15 protein-coding genes are annotated in these 15,464 nt (G+C 70.1%); 10 read left to right on the top strand and 5 right to left on the bottom strand.

Going from position 1 to position 15,464, the window contains the following annotated elements; translation table 11 throughout:
• Positions 1-20: 20 nt before the first annotated feature.
• The gene (locus AB0N27_RS05180; protein ID WP_364363373.1) at positions 21-227 is read right to left on the bottom strand and encodes a hypothetical protein; all 207 of its coding nucleotides are present in this window, start codon (positions 225-227) and stop codon (positions 21-23) included.
• 68 nt (positions 228-295) lie between these two features.
• Positions 296-901 (bottom strand): class I SAM-dependent methyltransferase, encoded by a 606-nt coding sequence (locus tag AB0N27_RS05175; RefSeq protein WP_364363370.1) that lies wholly within the window; start codon positions 899-901, stop codon positions 296-298.
• A gap of 181 nt (positions 902-1,082) precedes the next feature.
• Between AB0N27_RS05175 and AB0N27_RS05170 the strand changes: the two genes are divergently transcribed.
• The 3 genes from AB0N27_RS05170 (at position 1,083) to AB0N27_RS05160 (ending at position 3,706) form a co-directional block, all read left to right on the top strand.
• Positions 1,083-1,769: an HD domain-containing protein gene (locus AB0N27_RS05170; RefSeq protein ID WP_364366074.1), complete on the top strand. Its 687-nt coding sequence runs from the start codon at positions 1,083-1,085 to the stop codon at positions 1,767-1,769.
• Between the two features lie 94 nt (positions 1,770-1,863).
• Positions 1,864-2,718 carry an NADP-dependent oxidoreductase gene (locus tag AB0N27_RS05165; RefSeq protein WP_364363367.1) on the top strand — a complete coding sequence of 285 codons (855 nt, stop codon included), beginning with the start codon at positions 1,864-1,866 and terminating at the stop codon, positions 2,716-2,718.
• Between the two features lie 106 nt (positions 2,719-2,824).
• On the top strand, positions 2,825-3,706 hold the full coding sequence (locus AB0N27_RS05160) for a fructosamine kinase family protein (protein ID WP_364363365.1): 882 nt from the start codon (positions 2,825-2,827) through the stop codon (positions 3,704-3,706).
• A gap of 84 nt (positions 3,707-3,790) precedes the next feature.
• On the opposite strand, the gene AB0N27_RS05155 is transcribed toward AB0N27_RS05160, so the two are convergent.
• Entirely contained in the window at positions 3,791-4,714 is a 924-nt protein-coding gene (locus tag AB0N27_RS05155; protein ID WP_364363362.1) for an oxidoreductase, read from the bottom strand.
• 86 nt (positions 4,715-4,800) lie between these two features.
• Between AB0N27_RS05155 and AB0N27_RS05150 the strand changes: the two genes are divergently transcribed.
• Positions 4,801-5,214 (top strand): MerR family transcriptional regulator, encoded by a 414-nt coding sequence (locus tag AB0N27_RS05150; protein ID WP_364363359.1) that lies wholly within the window; start codon positions 4,801-4,803, stop codon positions 5,212-5,214.
• 218 nt (positions 5,215-5,432) lie between these two features.
• Positions 5,433-6,896, top strand: a complete 1,464-nt coding sequence (rox, locus tag AB0N27_RS05145; protein ID WP_364363356.1) for a rifampin monooxygenase — start codon at positions 5,433-5,435, stop codon at positions 6,894-6,896.
• A gap of 9 nt (positions 6,897-6,905) precedes the next feature.
• Here the strand turns inward: rox and AB0N27_RS05140 are convergent, their stop codons facing one another.
• Positions 6,906-7,271 carry a DNA polymerase ligase N-terminal domain-containing protein gene (locus AB0N27_RS05140; RefSeq protein WP_364363353.1) on the bottom strand — a complete coding sequence of 122 codons (366 nt, stop codon included), beginning with the start codon at positions 7,269-7,271 and terminating at the stop codon, positions 6,906-6,908.
• A gap of 180 nt (positions 7,272-7,451) precedes the next feature.
• On the opposite strand from AB0N27_RS05140, the gene AB0N27_RS05135 reads away from it, so the two are divergent.
• From AB0N27_RS05135 to AB0N27_RS05125, 3 genes are all read left to right on the top strand, one after another.
• Positions 7,452-8,234 (top strand): hypothetical protein, encoded by a 783-nt coding sequence (locus tag AB0N27_RS05135; protein ID WP_364363350.1) that lies wholly within the window; start codon positions 7,452-7,454, stop codon positions 8,232-8,234.
• Between the two features lie 13 nt (positions 8,235-8,247).
• Positions 8,248-8,520 (top strand): hypothetical protein, encoded by a 273-nt coding sequence (locus AB0N27_RS05130; protein WP_364363347.1) that lies wholly within the window; start codon positions 8,248-8,250, stop codon positions 8,518-8,520.
• A 222-nt stretch (positions 8,521-8,742) separates the two neighbouring features.
• Positions 8,743-10,152 (top strand): family 43 glycosylhydrolase, encoded by a 1,410-nt coding sequence (locus AB0N27_RS05125; protein WP_364363345.1) that lies wholly within the window; start codon positions 8,743-8,745, stop codon positions 10,150-10,152.
• Positions 10,153-10,155: 3 nt separating this feature from the next.
• On the opposite strand, the gene AB0N27_RS05120 is transcribed toward AB0N27_RS05125, so the two are convergent.
• Positions 10,156-11,172, bottom strand: a complete 1,017-nt coding sequence (locus tag AB0N27_RS05120) for a LacI family DNA-binding transcriptional regulator (protein WP_364363342.1) — start codon at positions 11,170-11,172, stop codon at positions 10,156-10,158.
• A 189-nt stretch (positions 11,173-11,361) separates the two neighbouring features.
• Between AB0N27_RS05120 and AB0N27_RS05115 the strand changes: the two genes are divergently transcribed.
• On the top strand, positions 11,362-13,716 hold the full coding sequence (locus AB0N27_RS05115) for an AbfB domain-containing protein (RefSeq protein ID WP_364363339.1): 2,355 nt from the start codon (positions 11,362-11,364) through the stop codon (positions 13,714-13,716).
• Between the two features lie 438 nt (positions 13,717-14,154).
• A complete protein-coding gene (locus AB0N27_RS05110) occupies positions 14,155-15,453 on the top strand; it encodes a cytochrome P450 (protein ID WP_364363336.1) in 1,299 nt (432 codons plus the stop codon).
• The last annotated feature ends 11 nt before the right edge of the window (positions 15,454-15,464 follow it).

The raw sequence follows: 15,464 nt of genomic DNA, 5'->3' as shown, positions 1-15,464 counted from the left end.
CCGTCACCTGAGGCGATACCTCACGCGACCTCTCTCGCGCGACGCGTCCCGCCGGAGCGCTTGAGGGCGACGGCCCCGCCGACGACGAAGATGACGCTGAGGATCAACCCGACCAGATTGCCCTCGGTCAACGTGCCGAAGAAACCCAGAATGCCCACGATGACCGCCACTCCCCCGAGAAATCGCATGAAGTAGCCGCCGACGGACCTGACTCGTTCATTCGTCATGGCGAGTGGTGTTGCCCGACACTCGGGTGCCACAAACGTCGATGGACGCGGGGCGTCGTCGGCGATCCTCAGGCGGTCGCGGTGGCCGCGATGACTGCGTGCGGCCGCTGAGTGTCATCGCCGGGCCGCTGAAGGCGTTCCACTTCGGTGAAGCCGGCTCGCGCCAGCCGCGCGGAGAATTCGTCGACCGGCCAGCGATAGGCGGTAACGACCTTGTGGTCGAACGCGCCCACCTCGTCGGCGTCGAAGAAGCCGATCACCACCGTCCCGCCCGGGGCCACAGCCCGCCGGAGCCGAGCGAGCACGCCGTCGAGATGCGGCGGCTGAAAGTGGATCAGTGAGTACCAGGCCAGGAGCCCGGAGAGGGAACCGTCGGCGACGTCGAGGGTGTCGATGGTCCCGAGCTGGTACCTGCCACCCGGGTGCGTCGCCCGGGCGTGGTCGATGAACTCCGGGACCATGTCGAGTCCCCTCGCGTCGACCCCCAGCGAACGGAGGTGGTCGGTGAGGTGGCCGGGCCCGCAGCCCAGGTCGAGCACCGCGCCGGGCCGGCCCGCCAGATGCCGCCCGATGAAGGCGAGGTCGTCGGGGTGTACCTGCTCGCGGCTGCCGAACAGCCCGATGTAGAGCTCCGCGACCGATGAGTACGCCTGCCGGACCCGTTCCACGTTCACCTGGCGACTATAGGGGCTCGATCTGGCCGGCTGCGGCGCCGCCGCCGTGGCGGCGGCGACGGTGGCGCGGACGGGTGCGTCCGCGCCACCGGACACCGTCTATTGGTAGCACGCCCCCTGTCCTGATCTGAGGGGAACCTGGCCAGACAAAGGCGGCGACGGACGAGGATCAGTGGGCAGCATGGGCGTGGAAACAGCGTCCACGCACGTTCCGGAAGGGCCATGCACCATGCCAGAGGTCATCGCGGGGTGGGAGATTCCTGAGACAGCGGCGGTCGCGGAAGCGACACGGCACATCCAGGAGACGACCAGCTCCCTCATCTACCACCACTCGCGCCGGGTCTACCTGTTCGGCCTGATCCACGCCGCCAGGCTCGGGGTGAAACCGGATCCGGAACTGCTCTACCTGGCGGCCATGTTCCACGACAGCGGCCTCCTGACGCCCTTCTCCGATGTCGAGCAGCGCTTCGAGGTGGACGGCGCCGACCATGCGCGCCGGTTCCTCCTGGACCGGGGTTTCTCCGCCGCCGCCGCCGAGACCGTCTGGACGGCGATCGCGCTGCACACCACGCCTGGCATCCCCGACCGGATGGGCCCGGAAATCGCGACCACGTACCTCGGTGTCCTGACCGACGTGCTCGGTCTCGGCCTGGACGGACTGGACAGCGATCAGCTGGCCGAGATCTTGGCCGCCCATCCGCGCGGGGATTTCACCAACGAGTTTCTGCGAGCAACGGTCGACGGGTTGAAGGGCCGCCCCGAAACCACCAACGGCACAGTGAACTCCGACATCCTCGAGCACTTCATCCCCGGCCTGCGACGGGTGACGACTGTCGAGCGCATAACCGGTTCGCCCTGGCCGAGCTGACCCGATCCGACGTACCTCCCGAAAGGTTTTGATCATGCGAGCGATAGTCGTGCGAGACCGGGACGCGGGTGTCAGTGGTCTCACCCTCACCGACATGCCGTATCCCCACGCCGCGGAGAACGACGTCATCGTCCGGGTGCACGCCGCCGGGTTCACGCCCGGCGAACTCGACTGGCCCGCCACCTGGACCGATCGGGCCGGCCGGGACCGGACGCCCACCATCCCCGGGCACGAGCTGTCCGGAGTCGTGGCCGAGCTGGGCTACGGAACCACGGGCCTCACCGTGGGTCAACGGGTGTTCGGGCTGACCGACTGGGCCCGCAACGGGTCGCTTGCCGAGTACACAGCGGTGGAGGCGCGCAACCTGGCCCCCCTCGCGGCCGACATCGACCACACCGTGGCCGCCACGCTGCCCATCTCCGGGCTGACCGCCTGGCAGGGGCTCTTCGACCACGGCCGCCTCACCACCGGTCAGACCGTCCTGGTGCACGGCGCCACCGGCGGGGTCGGCTCGATCGCCGTGCAGCTCGCGCGGGAGGTGGGCGCCCACGTGATCGGTGCCGGACGAGCCGGCGACCGTGACCTCGCGCTGGCCCTGGGCGCGCACACCTTCCTCGACCTGGGCGCCGACGACCTGCGGGACGTCGGCGAGGTGGATGTGGTGTTCGACGTCATCGGCGGGGACATCCTCGAACGATCGACGGCGCTGGTACGCCCGGGCGGCACGGTCGTCACCATCGCCACGCCACCGACCGTGCAGCCGAGGAACGGACGGGCCGTCTTCTTCGTCGTCGAACCCGATCGCGCCCGGCTCACCGACCTTGCCGAGCGCGTCCGGAGCGGGCGGCTCAAGCCCATCGTCGGTGCCGAGCGACCACTTGCCGAAGCGCCCGCCGCGTTCGCCCGCGACCGCCGTACGCCCGGCAAGACGATCATCAAGGTCGGGTGATCACGATGGCGGTGGGCCGGATACGGTGACCTCCTCGTCGGCCGGTGCGCCTCTCGGCACCGCCGAGGCCACCACTGGCACCCGGGAGCGGAGGAGACCCATCCTGATGCGCTCGACCACGTTGCTGCGGGAACGCCTGCTCCGGGCGGGGATGCGGGAGATCGTCACAGTGGAGCCGGCGTCGGGCGGGCTCGCGGCGCTCGCCGGCACCGCCACGCGACGGGACGGGCCGCCGGTGTTCGTCAAGGCCTTCGCCGAGGCGCCGGGCGACGACGTCTTCGTCGCGGAGGCCGAAGGGCTGGCCGCGCTGCGTGAACTGGGCAGGGTGGCGACCCCGGAGGTGATCCTGGCCGAACGCGAACTGCTCGTGCTGTCCCTGCTGGAGCCCAGGCCGCGCAGCGAGGCCTTCTGGGAGCGGTTCGCGCACGAGTTGGCCCGTATGCACATGGGTACGACCCATGCCCGCTTCGGCTGGCACCACGACAACTGGCTGGGCCGCCGCCGGCAGATCAACACCTGGAATGACGACGGCTTCGCGTTCTTCGCCCAGCATCGGCTGCTCCGGTGGCTCGGGCAGCCTCGCGTCGAGGCGGCACTGGACGCCGCGGACCGGGCCGCGTTGGAGCGGCTGTGTCACAGGCTGCCCGACCTGCTGCCGGACCGGCCGGCGTGTCTGACGCACGGCGACCTGTGGGCGCAGAACATCCTCGCCACGCCGGACGGACGGCCCGCGCTCATCGACCCGGCCGTGTCCTACACCTGGGCCGAGGTCGACCTCGCCCACGTGTGGTCCACCTCGCCCCCACCGGAGGCACAGCGGTTCTTCGAGGTCTACGCGGAGCTGACCGCGCTCGACGAGGACTGGCGGGCTCGCATGCCGATCGTCCAACTGCGCCAACACCTCGCCGTGCTCGCCCAGTTCGACGACGACTGGGGCGCGGCCGATCACATCCGGGCCACCCTCGCCCCGTTCCGGAAACGGACCTGACAGGCGCTCGACGGCGCGGCGCCCCGATCCCCACGACCGCCGGCCTCCGTACGGTCAGGCGGTCTGGCGGTGCGCCAAGGACGCTCAGCCTCTGCCGATGAGGTCGAGACCTGTCAGGTCCGCCGAGAGCGACCAGAGGCGGGCCGCGTCACCGCTATCGGTGGGGGCGCTTCCGGCGATCCGGCAGTCCACGCAGTACTCGCCGCCGTTCGCGGCGAGCTGCGGTGACGTGGCGGCCCACACCTGCGTCGCCGCGCCCTGCTCGGCGGTCTTGAACAGGCCCGGTCGGGGCGTCCCGTGCGTGTCGATCCAGCCGGCGGCGACCATCTCCTCGACGTCGAGGTGTCGTTGCAGGCCGGTGAGGATCCAGCCGGGGTTGACCGAGAAGGCGCGGACCCCGTGCGGCCTGCCGAGCAGGTCGAGGTGGCGCGCGAACAGGATGTTCGCGAACTTTGACTGGGTGTACGCCTCCCACTTGTCGTAGCCGCGCTCGAACTGCACGTCGTCCCACCGGATACGCCAGGTCGGGTTGCGCCCGGAGCTGACCGAGACGACACGGGCCGCACCGGGAGTGGTGAGCGCCGGCCACAGCAGGTTCGTCAATGCGTGGTGGCCGAGGTGGTTGGTCGCGAAGTGCGCCTCCCACCCGGGGCCCACCCGGGTCAGTGGGCAGGCCATGATCCCGGCGCTCGTGATGAGGATGTCCAGGGCACGATGCCTGCTCAGGAAACGTTCGGCGAACGCGTGGACCGAGTCGAGGTCGGCAAGGTCGAGCTGGTCGACCTCGACCCCTGTCACACCGGCGAGCGCCCGCTGCGCGACGTCCGGCCGCCGTGCCGGTACGACGACCCGGGCGCCGGCCCGGGCGAGGGCGAGGGTCGTGGCGAGACCGAGACCGGACGAGCCACCCGTGACGACGGCGATCGTGCCGGTGAGGTCGATTCCGGCGAGGACGTCACCGGCCGTGCTGTGGGCGCCGAACGGCGTGTGCGTCGTGTGACTGGTCATGCCGCGGACGCTAGGTGCTGGACCGAGGTCTAGGTCAACTGACTACTGTCGACGGTGTGGCGGACCGGGACCTGAGCATCGGACAGGTGGCGCAGCGTACGGGATTGAGCGTGCACACCCTGCGGCTCTACGAGCGAAAGGGACTGTTGGCCAGCGACGTGCGGCGTGACGCGTCAGGCAGGCGGGTCTACCGCGCCTGGGACGTCGAGTGGCTGGCGAACTGCGTGAAGTTCCGGGCCTCCGGCATGCCGCTCACGACGATCGCCCGCCTGGCCCAGCTCGTCCGTGAGGGCGACGGCAACGAGGTCGAACGACTCCAGCTGCTCCGCGAGCATCGGCGCCGGGTCACCGAGCAACTCGCGCAGCTGGGCGACTGTCTCGCCCTCATCGACACCAAGGTGAGCAGCTACGAACGGCACCTCGCCGACGGCGCCACCGGGGACCCCTGGCAGCAGCAACCGCCGTCGACGCCGGACGAGCACGCCCACCGGGTCGCCTGACCCGCGCGGCGCTCCGGCGCCACGTCCGGGCCGGGCCGGCCGGGCCGGGGAACAGCACAGGCCCGGGAAACAGCACGGGCCCCCGGAAACAGCAAAGGCAAGGAGGGGAACTCCTTGCCACTTTCAACATATACCGCATACCGGGGCTTGTGGCAAGACCCCGGTTGTGGCGCACAATCGTCGGCCGACCGCGAAAATCGGCAGACATGGGGAATTGCGTGTTCGACGTGATCATCGTCGGTGGCGGGCCGACCGGAATGATGTTGGCGAGCGAATTGAGGCTGCGGGGCGTCACCGTGCTCGTGGTGGAGAAGGAGGTGGAGCCGCCGCCGTTCGTGCGGTCGCTCGGGCTGCACGTCCGCAGTATCGAGGTGCTGGATCAGCGAGGCCTGCTGGAGCGGTTCCTGGAGAACGGCAAGACGTATCCGATCACCGCCGGCGGCGTTCGAGGATTCTTCGCGGGGATCGAGAAACCCGCTCCGGCCGGCCTGGACACCGCCCACGGGTACGTACTCGGCATCGCGCAGACGCTCACCGACCGACTGCTCGCCGAACACGCGGCCGACGTCGGCGCGGAGATCCGGCGCGGTGGTGCGGTGGTCGGGCTGGAGCAGGACGCCGACCGGGTGACGGTGCACGTCGCGGACGCAACCCCTACGACGTTCCGGGCCCGGTATGTCGTCGGCTGTGACGGTGGGCGCAGCACGGTTCGGAAACTGGCCGGCATCGGATTCCCGGGCGAGCCGTCGACGATCGACACTCTGCTGGGCGAGATGGAGGTGACAGCGTCTCTGGACGAGACCACGGCGGTGATGACCGAGGTGCGCAAGACCGAGAAGCGGTTCGGTATCGGCCCCTCCGGTCGACCGGGGGTGTTCCGGGTTGTCGTACCGGCGGAGGGTGTGGCCGAGGACCGCTCGGTGCCGCCCACGTTCGAGGAGTTCACGAGGCAGTTGCGCAGGTACGCCGGCACCGACTTCGGCGCGCACTCCCCCCGCTGGCTGTCGCGCTTCGGCGACGCGACCCGGCAGGCCGAGCGCTACCGGGCCGGCCGGGTGTTTCTGGCCGGGGACGCCGCGCACGTCCATCCGCCGATGGGCGGGCAGGGGCTCAACCTCGGGATCCAGGACGCGTTCAACCTGGGTTGGAAGCTGGCCGCGACAGTCGCCGGCTGGGCGCCCGACGACCTGCTGGACAGCTACGAGTCCGAGCGGCATCCGGTGGCCGCCGACGTGCTGGACAACACCCGCGCCCAGATGGAGCTGACGACCAACGAGCCCGGGCCGCAGGCGGTCCGACGGTTGGTGGCGCAGCTCATGGACTTCGAGGACGTCAACAGGTTCCTGATCGAGAAGATCACGGCGATAGGTGTCCGGTACGACTTCGGGGAGGGGCACGCCCTGCTGGGGCGGCGCCTGCGCGACGTCCAGGTGAAGCAGGGGCGACTGTTCGAGCTGATGCGTACCGGCAGCGGGCTCCTGCTCGACCAGACGGGGCGACTCTCGGTCAACGGCTGGACCGATCGGGTCGACCACGTCGTCGACACGAGCGAGGAACTGGACGTGCCAGCGGCGCTGCTGCGGCCGGACGGGCACGTCGCGTGGGTCGGCGAGGATCAGGAGACGCTCACCATGGCGTTGACCAGGTGGTTCGGTGCCGAGGGCGCTCCCGCGCGGGTGTGAGGGACGCTTCTATCCAGGCTCGTCCGGTGGCTGCTCCTTCGTCAGGTGGAGCAGCCATCCCTCGCCGGTCCGGATGAGCGCGTACCGCCGACGGCCGGTGCGGCCGTGCAACGTGAACAGCATCCTGCGGTCGGTGCGGTCGTGCTCCTCCCAGGTGCCGATGTCGGCGATCGACTTGTCGGCGTCCTCGTAGGTCAGATGGTCGAGGTGGTGGTCGGGTACGGCGATCGCGAGCCTGTTGTCGCGGGGACTTGCCGGCAGTCCGCGAGGCACCGCCCAGGAGCGCAGCACACCGTTCTCCTCCAGCCGCAGGTCGAAGTGCGGTCGTGGTTTGCGGTGGTGGTGCAGGACGAAGGCAGGTGCCACGTCCGCCATTGTCGGCGATCGTCGGCCCTCGCGCCTGTCGCTTGCTGCTCACGCCGGGGTGCCGCCCGCTGCCCGGACACATCGATGCGAGGTGTAGCCCCCGCGTCCGAGGGGCAAGAACCACCCATGGGTGCGACGGCGTGGCGACGAGCAGGTGCTCGGCGGGCGGCACCGACAGGGTGGATCGGAGTGCGCGTACCCCTTGACCCGACTGTCACCGGCTCTCGACTGATGCGTCTGCGGTACTGCCTGCCCGCGGCGGCCCTCGGGGCGGCGGCGCTCGGCGCGGCCGTCGGCGCCGACCCCGCCGGCGCCGAGCCGCTGCCGTTGCCGGCCGGTCCCCCGCCGGCGCGGGCCGCCACCCCGCCGAAGATCATCAAGGCGCTGGTGCCGGACGTGGTCGAGACGCCGCTGACGGTCCCCATCCCGCTGCCGTCGGCCATCGCACTGCCGTCGGCCGTCCCGTTGCCCTCGGCCGTTCCCCGGCCCACGACCACCGCCCCGAGGCCGACGTCGGTCACGCCGCCCGTCGCGGTACCGACCAGACCGCCCAGGACCCGGCCGTCGCCCCGACCGACAGCCGCACCCGTCCCGTCCGCCTCCAAGGGCCGTACCGCGGCGCTGTCGTCGCCTGCGCCCTCCGCGACAGCGGCGGTGTCCCGCGCCCGCGAGGGTCGTGTGCCCGCGAAAAAGCGGGTGGCCGCTGCCAGGACTCCCGCGCCCACCCCGCCCGCCCGACCCGTGCCGGGGCTGCCCGCGCTCGTACGGTCGCTGGCGTCCGTCACCGCGGCCACCGGCGTCAGCGGCGCCGATCCCGCGACATCGACCACCGAAGACCCGCCGCCCAGCTCGCCGCTGTGGCGGGGGCGCGCTGTCGCCGCCGTCGACATGCGCGCTGCCAGCCGCCCCGTGGAGCGGGGTCCTCCCCCGCCCCGGCAACTCCTGATCACCCACCCGCGTCCACGACGTTGATCAGGAGAAAGTCATGGAAATCGCCGTTATCTGGATCCCCGCCGACATCGAGCCGTCGGAGCCCGCCGTCGCGGCGTGTCTCACCCACCTCCGCCGGCACGACTACCGATCGAACGGGATCGTCCGGGCACCGTGGGAAACTGTCGAACAGGCGATGATCGACGGGGAGGTGGACGTCGTCGTGATCGCCGACCTCGCCCACCTGCCGCCGGACCGGTCGCCCCGCATCGAGGTGGCCACCGCCCCGGAGCCGACCATCGACGAGGACCGGCCGGTCCCCGGCTGACACGACGACGCGCCCCGTCCACACCGGACGGGGCGCGTCGCCGTGCCCTTATCTTGACTTTCGTCGATGTTAGCGCCAACACTGGGACCGCGTCTCCCGCGCTCCACACCCTCCGGAGGACTGATGCCACCGCACCCGGACGGTCCAGCCAACCGCCGCGCCATCGGAACGGAGCGCGTCGGCCGTCACAGCCCCCGACGCCTCCGACCGATCCTGGCCGCGATGCTCGTCGTGCTCGCCGTGTCGGCAGGCCTCCCGGTGGCCGGGCCGGCGCACGCGGCGCCGGCGGTCGCCTACACCAACCCACTGGTGAACCAACGGGCCGACCCGCACATCGTCAGGCACACCGACGGCTACTACTACATGACCGCGACGGTGCCGCAGTACGACCGACTCGTACTGCGACGGGCGACCACGCTGCAGGGGCTCGCCACAGCGGCGGAGACGACCATCTGGTCCCGGCACACCAGCGGGGAGATGGGCGCCCACATCTGGGCGCCGGAGATCCATTTCATAAACAACAGGTGGTACGTCTACTTCGCCGCGGGCCGGACCGACGACGTCTGGCGGATCCGGATGTACGTGCTGGAGAACGCGAACCCGAACCCGCTCACCGGTTCGTGGACCGAACGCGGCCGGATCACGACCCCCTGGGACACCTTCAGCCTGGACGCCTCGACCTTCGTGGCCAACGGGGTGCGTTATCTGACCTGGGCGCAGCAGGAGCCGGGCATCTCGACGAACTCCAACGTCTACCTCGCCCGGATGGGCGCCAACCCGTGGCAGATCACGGGCACGGTGACCCGGCTCGTCGTGCCGACGTACGACTGGGAGACCCGCGGCTACCGGGTCGCCGAGGGCCCCAGTGTGGTCCAACGCAACGGCCGCCTCTTCCTGACCTACTCGGCCAGCGCAACGGACGCCAACTACTGCCTCGGGATGCTGAGCGCCGCCGCCACCGCGAACCTGCTCGACGCCGCCTCCTGGAGCAAGAGCCCCACTCCGGTGTTCACCAGCAACGCGGCGACCGGCCAGTACGGCCCCGGCCACAACTCGTTCACCGTCTCGGAGGACGGGCAGAGCGACATCCTGGTCTATCACGACCGTAACTACCGGGACATCAGCGGCGATCCGCTCAACGACCCGAACCGGCGGACCAGGCTCCAGAAGGTGTACTGGAACGCCGACGGCACGCCGAACTTCGGCATCCCGGTGCCCGACGGAGCCACACCGGTACGGCTGCGGTCACATGATCTGACCAGCAGCTACATCAGGCACTACGACTACCGGGCCCGGATCGAGCCGAACGTGGCCAACCTGGCCGACTCACAGTTCCGGATCGTCAACGGCCTCGCCGGTGGCGGCACGGTGTCGCTGGAGTCGACCAACTTCCCGGGCTACTACCTGCGCCACAGGGGCTTCGCCCTGTACGTCGAGAGGAGCGACGGGTCGTCCCTCTTCGGCGGGGACGCGAGCTTCCAGCGCCGGTCCGGCCTCGCCGACAGCGCCGGGCTCTCGCTGGAGTCGCAGAACTACCCGGGGCGGTACGTGCGTCACCGCGACGGGCTGCTCTATGTGGAGGCGGTGGGCACGAGCGCCGAGCGGGCTTCCGCCACGTTCCACCTGGAGTAGTCGTCACCCGCCCGTGGTGCCGGTGCTCTCCCTGCGGATGAGCCGGAACGGCGTCTGCACGGTCAGCGGCGCCGCGACCTGCGCACCCTCGATGCGGGCGATGAGGCGGCGCACCGCCAGACGGCCGATCTCCCTCTTGTCAGGCGCGATGGTGGTGAGGGTCGGCGTACTGAACCGACCCTCCTCGATATCGTCGATGCCGACCACCGCCACGTCCTGTGGCACCCGGTGGCCGGCCTCGGCCAACGCCCGCAGCGCGCCGACGGCGACCAGGTCGTTGTAGGCGAACACCGCGTCCGGTGGCTCACCGAGCGAGAGCAGCTCACGCATGGCCCGCATGCCGTCGGGTCGGCCGAACGCGTCGGTGCGGGCGACCAGCCGTGGGCGGTACGGCAGGCCGGCGGCGGCGAGGGCTTCGCGGTAGCCGCGTACCCGCAGGTGCGCCGACTGCCGGTCACCACCCGGCGTGGCGCCGATGAACGCTATCCGGCGGCGACCGATCGTCACGAGATGCTGGATCGCCGCGTGGCTGGCGGCCACGTTGTCGATGGCGATGTGATCGTGCGGTACGTCGTACACGCCCTCGCCGATCAGCACGAGCGGACTGTCGGCGGTCCGGGACAGGACCTCCTCCCGACCGATCCGCACCGGGCTGAGGATCAGGCCGTCGATGATGTGCCGCCGGGAGCCGCCGAGGAGCGCCAGCTCCGCGTCCCGGTCCGCGGCGGTGTTCTCCATGACGAGCGTGTAGCCGAGCCCGGCGGCCTCGGCGATGGCGATCTCGGCGAGTTCGGCGAAGTAAGGGTTGTTCAGTTCCGGGACGGCAAGGGCGATCAGACCGGTACGCCCCCGACGGAGGTGCCGGGCGCCGAGGTTGGGGCTGTACCCGAGTTCGTCGACCGCCTGCTGCACGCGCTGCCGGGTCCGCTCCCCCACCGGCCGGTATCCGTTCACCACGTTCGAGACCGTGGCCAGCGAGACGCCCGCGCGTTCGGCTATGTCCTTCAGGCTGACGGCCATCCGCCGACCCTCCACGAATTCGACTGATGAGCGACGGTACATCGATGACCAAGGATTGACGCGGCGGCCCGCGCGGCTCTATAACGTTATACAGACGATGATGCATGTCAATATCGCCGACGCCCACCACCCACGCGCTTCGGGCATGGCCGTACCGCCGCCCGTGGCGACTCGCCCCCCGGAGACGGCATGACACGTCAGGTCACCACCCGCCCCGCCCTGCCGCTGCTGCTCATCCTCGCCCTGGTCGCCGGCGTTCTCGCCGCGCCAACCCGGGCGGCACACGCCGCGCCGGCCAAGACACCGCCACTGACCACCCCCTGGACCGGCCAGGCCCTGGTCGGCACACCACTGCCGGAATACCCACGACCCCAGATGACCAGGCCGGACTGGCTCAACCTCAACGGCGAGTGGCAGCTACGCCAGTCGGCCACCGACGACGCCCCGCAGTTCGGCACCACCCTGCCCGAGCGGGTGAACGTGCCCTTCCCGGTGGAGAGTGCCCTGTCCGGCATCGGGCGGGCCGCCAACGACAACCGCAACTACCTGTTCTACCGGCGCACCGTCACCATCCCCGCGAACTGGTCGGGTCGGCGCACCCTGCTGCACTTCGGCGCCGTCGACTGGCAGAGCACCGTCTGGGTCAACGGCGTACGGGTCGGCGCGCACACCGGTGGCTACGACGCGTTCACCTTCGACGTGACCCCCCAGCTCACCGCCGGGACCAACGAGATCGTCGTCAAGGTCTGGGACCCCACGGACACGCGGCAGAACGGCAGCCTGCCCGCCATCGGCAAGCAGACCAAGACCCCCGGCGGGATCTTCTACACGCCCAGCTCGGGCATCTGGCAGACCGTGTGGATGGAGCCGGTGCCCACCGCCTCCATCAGCAGCGTGGACGTCTACCCGAACCTCACCACCAACACCCTGCGGGTCCGGGTCTTCACCCGCGGAAACGTGAGCGGCCACAGCGTGCTCGCCGAGGCGCTCGACGGAAGCACAGTGGTGGGTACGGCCACCGGCGGCTTCACCGACTTCAGCGTGCCGGTGCCCAACGCGCGCCGCTGGTCGCCCGACGATCCGTTCCTCTACAACCTCCGGGTCACCCTCCGCAACGGCGCAGGTGCCGTCGTGGACCGGACCACTCACTACTTCGGCATGCGGGAGATCACCACCGGCCTGGTGAACGGAGTGCTGCGTCCCAAGCTCAACGGCCAGTTCGTGTTCCAGGTCGGCACCCTCGACCAGGGATTCTGGCCGGACGGGCTCTACACCGCGCCCACCGACGCCGCCCTCGCCTTCGACCTGCAGAAGCACAAGGACCTGGGCTTCAACATGGTCCGCAAGCACATCAAGGTCGAACCGCAGCGCTGGTTCTACCACGCGGACCGGCTCGGCCTGCTGGTCTGGCAGGACATCCCGTCGCTGACCGCGCAGGACATCAACCCCACCGACGCCCAGCAGGCGCAGTTCGAGGCCGAGGCACGCGAGATCGTCGACGAGCACCGCAGCTCGCCCGCCGTGGTCGCCTACACCCCGTACAACGAGGGCTGGGGCGAGCGGTCCCTCGCCGACACGCGACGGGTCGCGCAGAACATCAAGAACCAGGATCCGACACGCCTGGTCAACCCGCACAGCGGACACAACTGCTGCCAGTCGCTCGGCGACCCCGGCAACGGCGACATCGACGACTGGCACGTCTACCTCGGGCCGGACTCCCCCGTACCGTCGAGCAGCCGGATCGCCGTGCTCGGTGAGTTCGGCGGCCTGGGCCTGCACACGCCGGGCCACGAGTACAGCCCCAACGGCAGCTTCTTCGCGTACGAGTGGCAGGCCAGTTCGACAGCGCTCACCGACCGGTACGTCGGGCTGGTGCAGGGCAGCCAGAACCTGATGCTCGGCAAGGGGCTCAGCGCCTCGGTCTACACCGAGATCACCGATCTGGAGGGCGAGCTGAACGGCTTTGTCACCTACGACCGCCAGGTGATCAAGATGGACCAGGCGCGGGTCCGCGCCGCCAACACCGCCCTGATCAACGCGTCGAAGACCATCGGCAGTTCGGCACCCGTCGCCCTGCCGGTCGAGACCCGGCGGTCCCTACAGGTGACCACGCCCGGCTACACCAACCGCTACCTGCGCCACCAGGACAGCCTGGCGTACACCGAGGTCGTCGACGCCGCGAGCCCCAGCCTGCTCAAGGCCGACGCCACGTACACCATCCGCGCCGGCCTGGCCGGTACCGGCTGCTACTCGTTCGAGTCGGTCAACTTCCCCGGGCAGTACCTGCGCCACCAGAACTCCCGGGTGCGCAACTCGCCTGACGACGGCTCGGCGCTGATGCGCGCCGACGCCACCTGGTGCGCGCGCGTCGGACTGACCGGCTCGGGTGTGTCACTGGAGTCGTACAACTTCCGGGGCAGGTACCTGCGGCACTACGACTCGGAGGTCTGGCTCAGCAACGGCACGGGCGGCGACGCGTACAACACGCCGGCGTTGTGGGCCGCCGACAGCACCTGGGCCATCGCCGCACCCTGGGCGCCCTGACCGGGCAGAGGCAGCGGCGGGCTGTCGCCGCCGACAGACGACCGCGGAGGTTCCGGCCGGGCCGGAACCTCCGCGGTCGATCGGCGTGCCTTCAGGTACGTCGGTCACCGCGTCGTCTCTCCGTTGAGTCGGCTCCGTGTGACCGACCACCGTCACCTGCCGTAGCGGGTGTCGTTTCCTGGTCATGGGGGAAGTGCCGCATTGGAATCAACTCAGGGCAAGCACCGGCTCGCAACTTGCATCCGGCCGGGAATGAGCCATCCGTTGCAGCACGCAAATAACCGTCCATCAATTAGATGTACGTCAATCTTGACTTGCGCGGCCTATTAGCGGACCGTAAAGAGACATGGCAGATGCGTGACATTGTCGGCCCGATCGGCGTGGTTCGCCAAATAGTCGCGCTGCCGGTTTCGCGCCGCGTGCATCAGGAGGCGTTCCATGCGGTTGAATCCGTTCACCGGAGCTTATCTCAACGATCCGGCGGCATTGTGGCGCCGCATTCTCGACGATCCTGACGGGGTGCACTACGCCGACGATCTGGGCATGTGGTTGATCAGCGGGCACGCCGACGTCAGGCGGGCTCTCAGCGACGCCTCGACGTTCGCCAACGCCCTCACCCTCGCACCTGTCTACGAGGTCTGCCCGGAGGCGATGAGCGTGATCACGCAGATCGACGCGCCGCCCACGACGGCGGCGGCGGACCCGCCGGTGCACCCCCGGACCCGCCGGGCGCTGCGGGCCACCTTCGCGAACACCCCCGAGCGGGTCGAGGCCGAGTACGGCGCGATCGTCCGCCGCCGGGTCGACCAGCTGGTGTCCCGGCTGGTCGACCGCCAGGGCGACCAGGTGGACCTCGTCGCCGAGTTCGCCACCGAGCTTCCCCTGCTCGTGGTCCTGGACATCCTCGGCGTACCCGACGCCGACATCGCCCGGATCCGACAGTGGGCGGACGGTCAGATCGCTCTCATCTGGGGGCAACCGGACCCGGCCGAGCAGGTACGTCTGGCGCGCGGCCTGCTGGAGTTCTGGCACTACTGCCAGGATCTCGTGCGCCAGCGGATGGACAGCGGGCACCGGGGCGACGATTTCATCAGCCGGGCCCTGACCTACCGCGACGACGACGACGCCGTACTGACGGTGCCCGAGGTGGCGAGCCTGGCGTTCAATCTCCTGGTAGCCGGCCACGAGACTACTGCCGGACTGCTCGCCCACGCGCTCGACCAGGCCCTGTCCACACCGCACCGATGGTCGGCGATGGCCACCGACCCAGGGCTCGTCCCCGCCTTCGTCACCGAGACGCTCCGGTTCGCGCCCGCCATCGACGGCTGGCTCCGCGTGACGCGCCGGGAGGTCACGCTGGGAGAGGTCACCATTCCCGCTGGAGCGCGGTGCCTGCTGCTGATCGGTGCGGCCAACCGGGACCCCGCCGTGTTCGCCCATCCGGACCGGTTCGACCCGCACCGATCCGATGCCGGGGATCACCTGTCGTTCGGCCATGGAGCACATTTCTGCATAGGCGCGGGACTGGCACGACTTGAGGCCCGGGCCGCCCTCACCCGACTCGCCGCGGCCATTCCCGGCCTACGACTGACACCCGGCCACAGCCGTTCCTACAAACCGAATGTCGCGTTTCGCGCCCATCAGGGGTTGAGCGCGACAATCGACATCGTGACACCAGCGGACGTGCCGGCGACACGAGAGGCGGCCAGCGCCGAGGTGTACATCGGCGGACAGTGAGCACGCACCGG

This window comes from Micromonospora sp. NPDC093244, assembly GCF_040683695.1.
Taxonomy (GTDB): domain Bacteria; phylum Actinomycetota; class Actinomycetes; order Mycobacteriales; family Micromonosporaceae; genus Micromonospora.
The sequence above is the reverse complement of the archived record's forward strand: the minus strand, read 5'-3'. Positions and strand labels throughout refer to the sequence as shown.

Bases quoted from the DNA above. Each gene is read 5' to 3' on its own strand.
- AB0N27_RS05180 (WP_364363373.1), bottom strand. From the start codon at position 227: ATGACGAATGAACGAGTCAGGTCCGTCGGCGGCTACTTCATGCGATTT.
- AB0N27_RS05170 (WP_364366074.1), top strand. From the start codon at position 1,083: ATGGGCGTGGAAACAGCGTCCACGCACGTTCCGGAAGGGCCATGCACC.
- AB0N27_RS05165 (WP_364363367.1), top strand. From the start codon at position 1,864: ATGCCGTATCCCCACGCCGCGGAGAACGACGTCATCGTCCGGGTGCAC.
- AB0N27_RS05160 (WP_364363365.1), top strand. From the start codon at position 2,825: ATGCGCTCGACCACGTTGCTGCGGGAACGCCTGCTCCGGGCGGGGATG.
- AB0N27_RS05155 (WP_364363362.1), bottom strand. From the start codon at position 4,714: ATGACCAGTCACACGACGCACACGCCGTTCGGCGCCCACAGCACGGCC.
- AB0N27_RS05140 (WP_364363353.1), bottom strand. From the start codon at position 7,271: ATGGCGGACGTGGCACCTGCCTTCGTCCTGCACCACCACCGCAAACCA.
- AB0N27_RS05130 (WP_364363347.1), top strand. From the start codon at position 8,248: ATGGAAATCGCCGTTATCTGGATCCCCGCCGACATCGAGCCGTCGGAG.
- AB0N27_RS05125 (WP_364363345.1), top strand. From the start codon at position 8,743: ATGCTCGTCGTGCTCGCCGTGTCGGCAGGCCTCCCGGTGGCCGGGCCG.
- AB0N27_RS05120 (WP_364363342.1), bottom strand. From the start codon at position 11,172: ATGGCCGTCAGCCTGAAGGACATAGCCGAACGCGCGGGCGTCTCGCTG.
- AB0N27_RS05115 (WP_364363339.1), top strand. From the start codon at position 11,362: ATGACACGTCAGGTCACCACCCGCCCCGCCCTGCCGCTGCTGCTCATC.
- AB0N27_RS05110 (WP_364363336.1), top strand. From the start codon at position 14,155: ATGCGGTTGAATCCGTTCACCGGAGCTTATCTCAACGATCCGGCGGCA.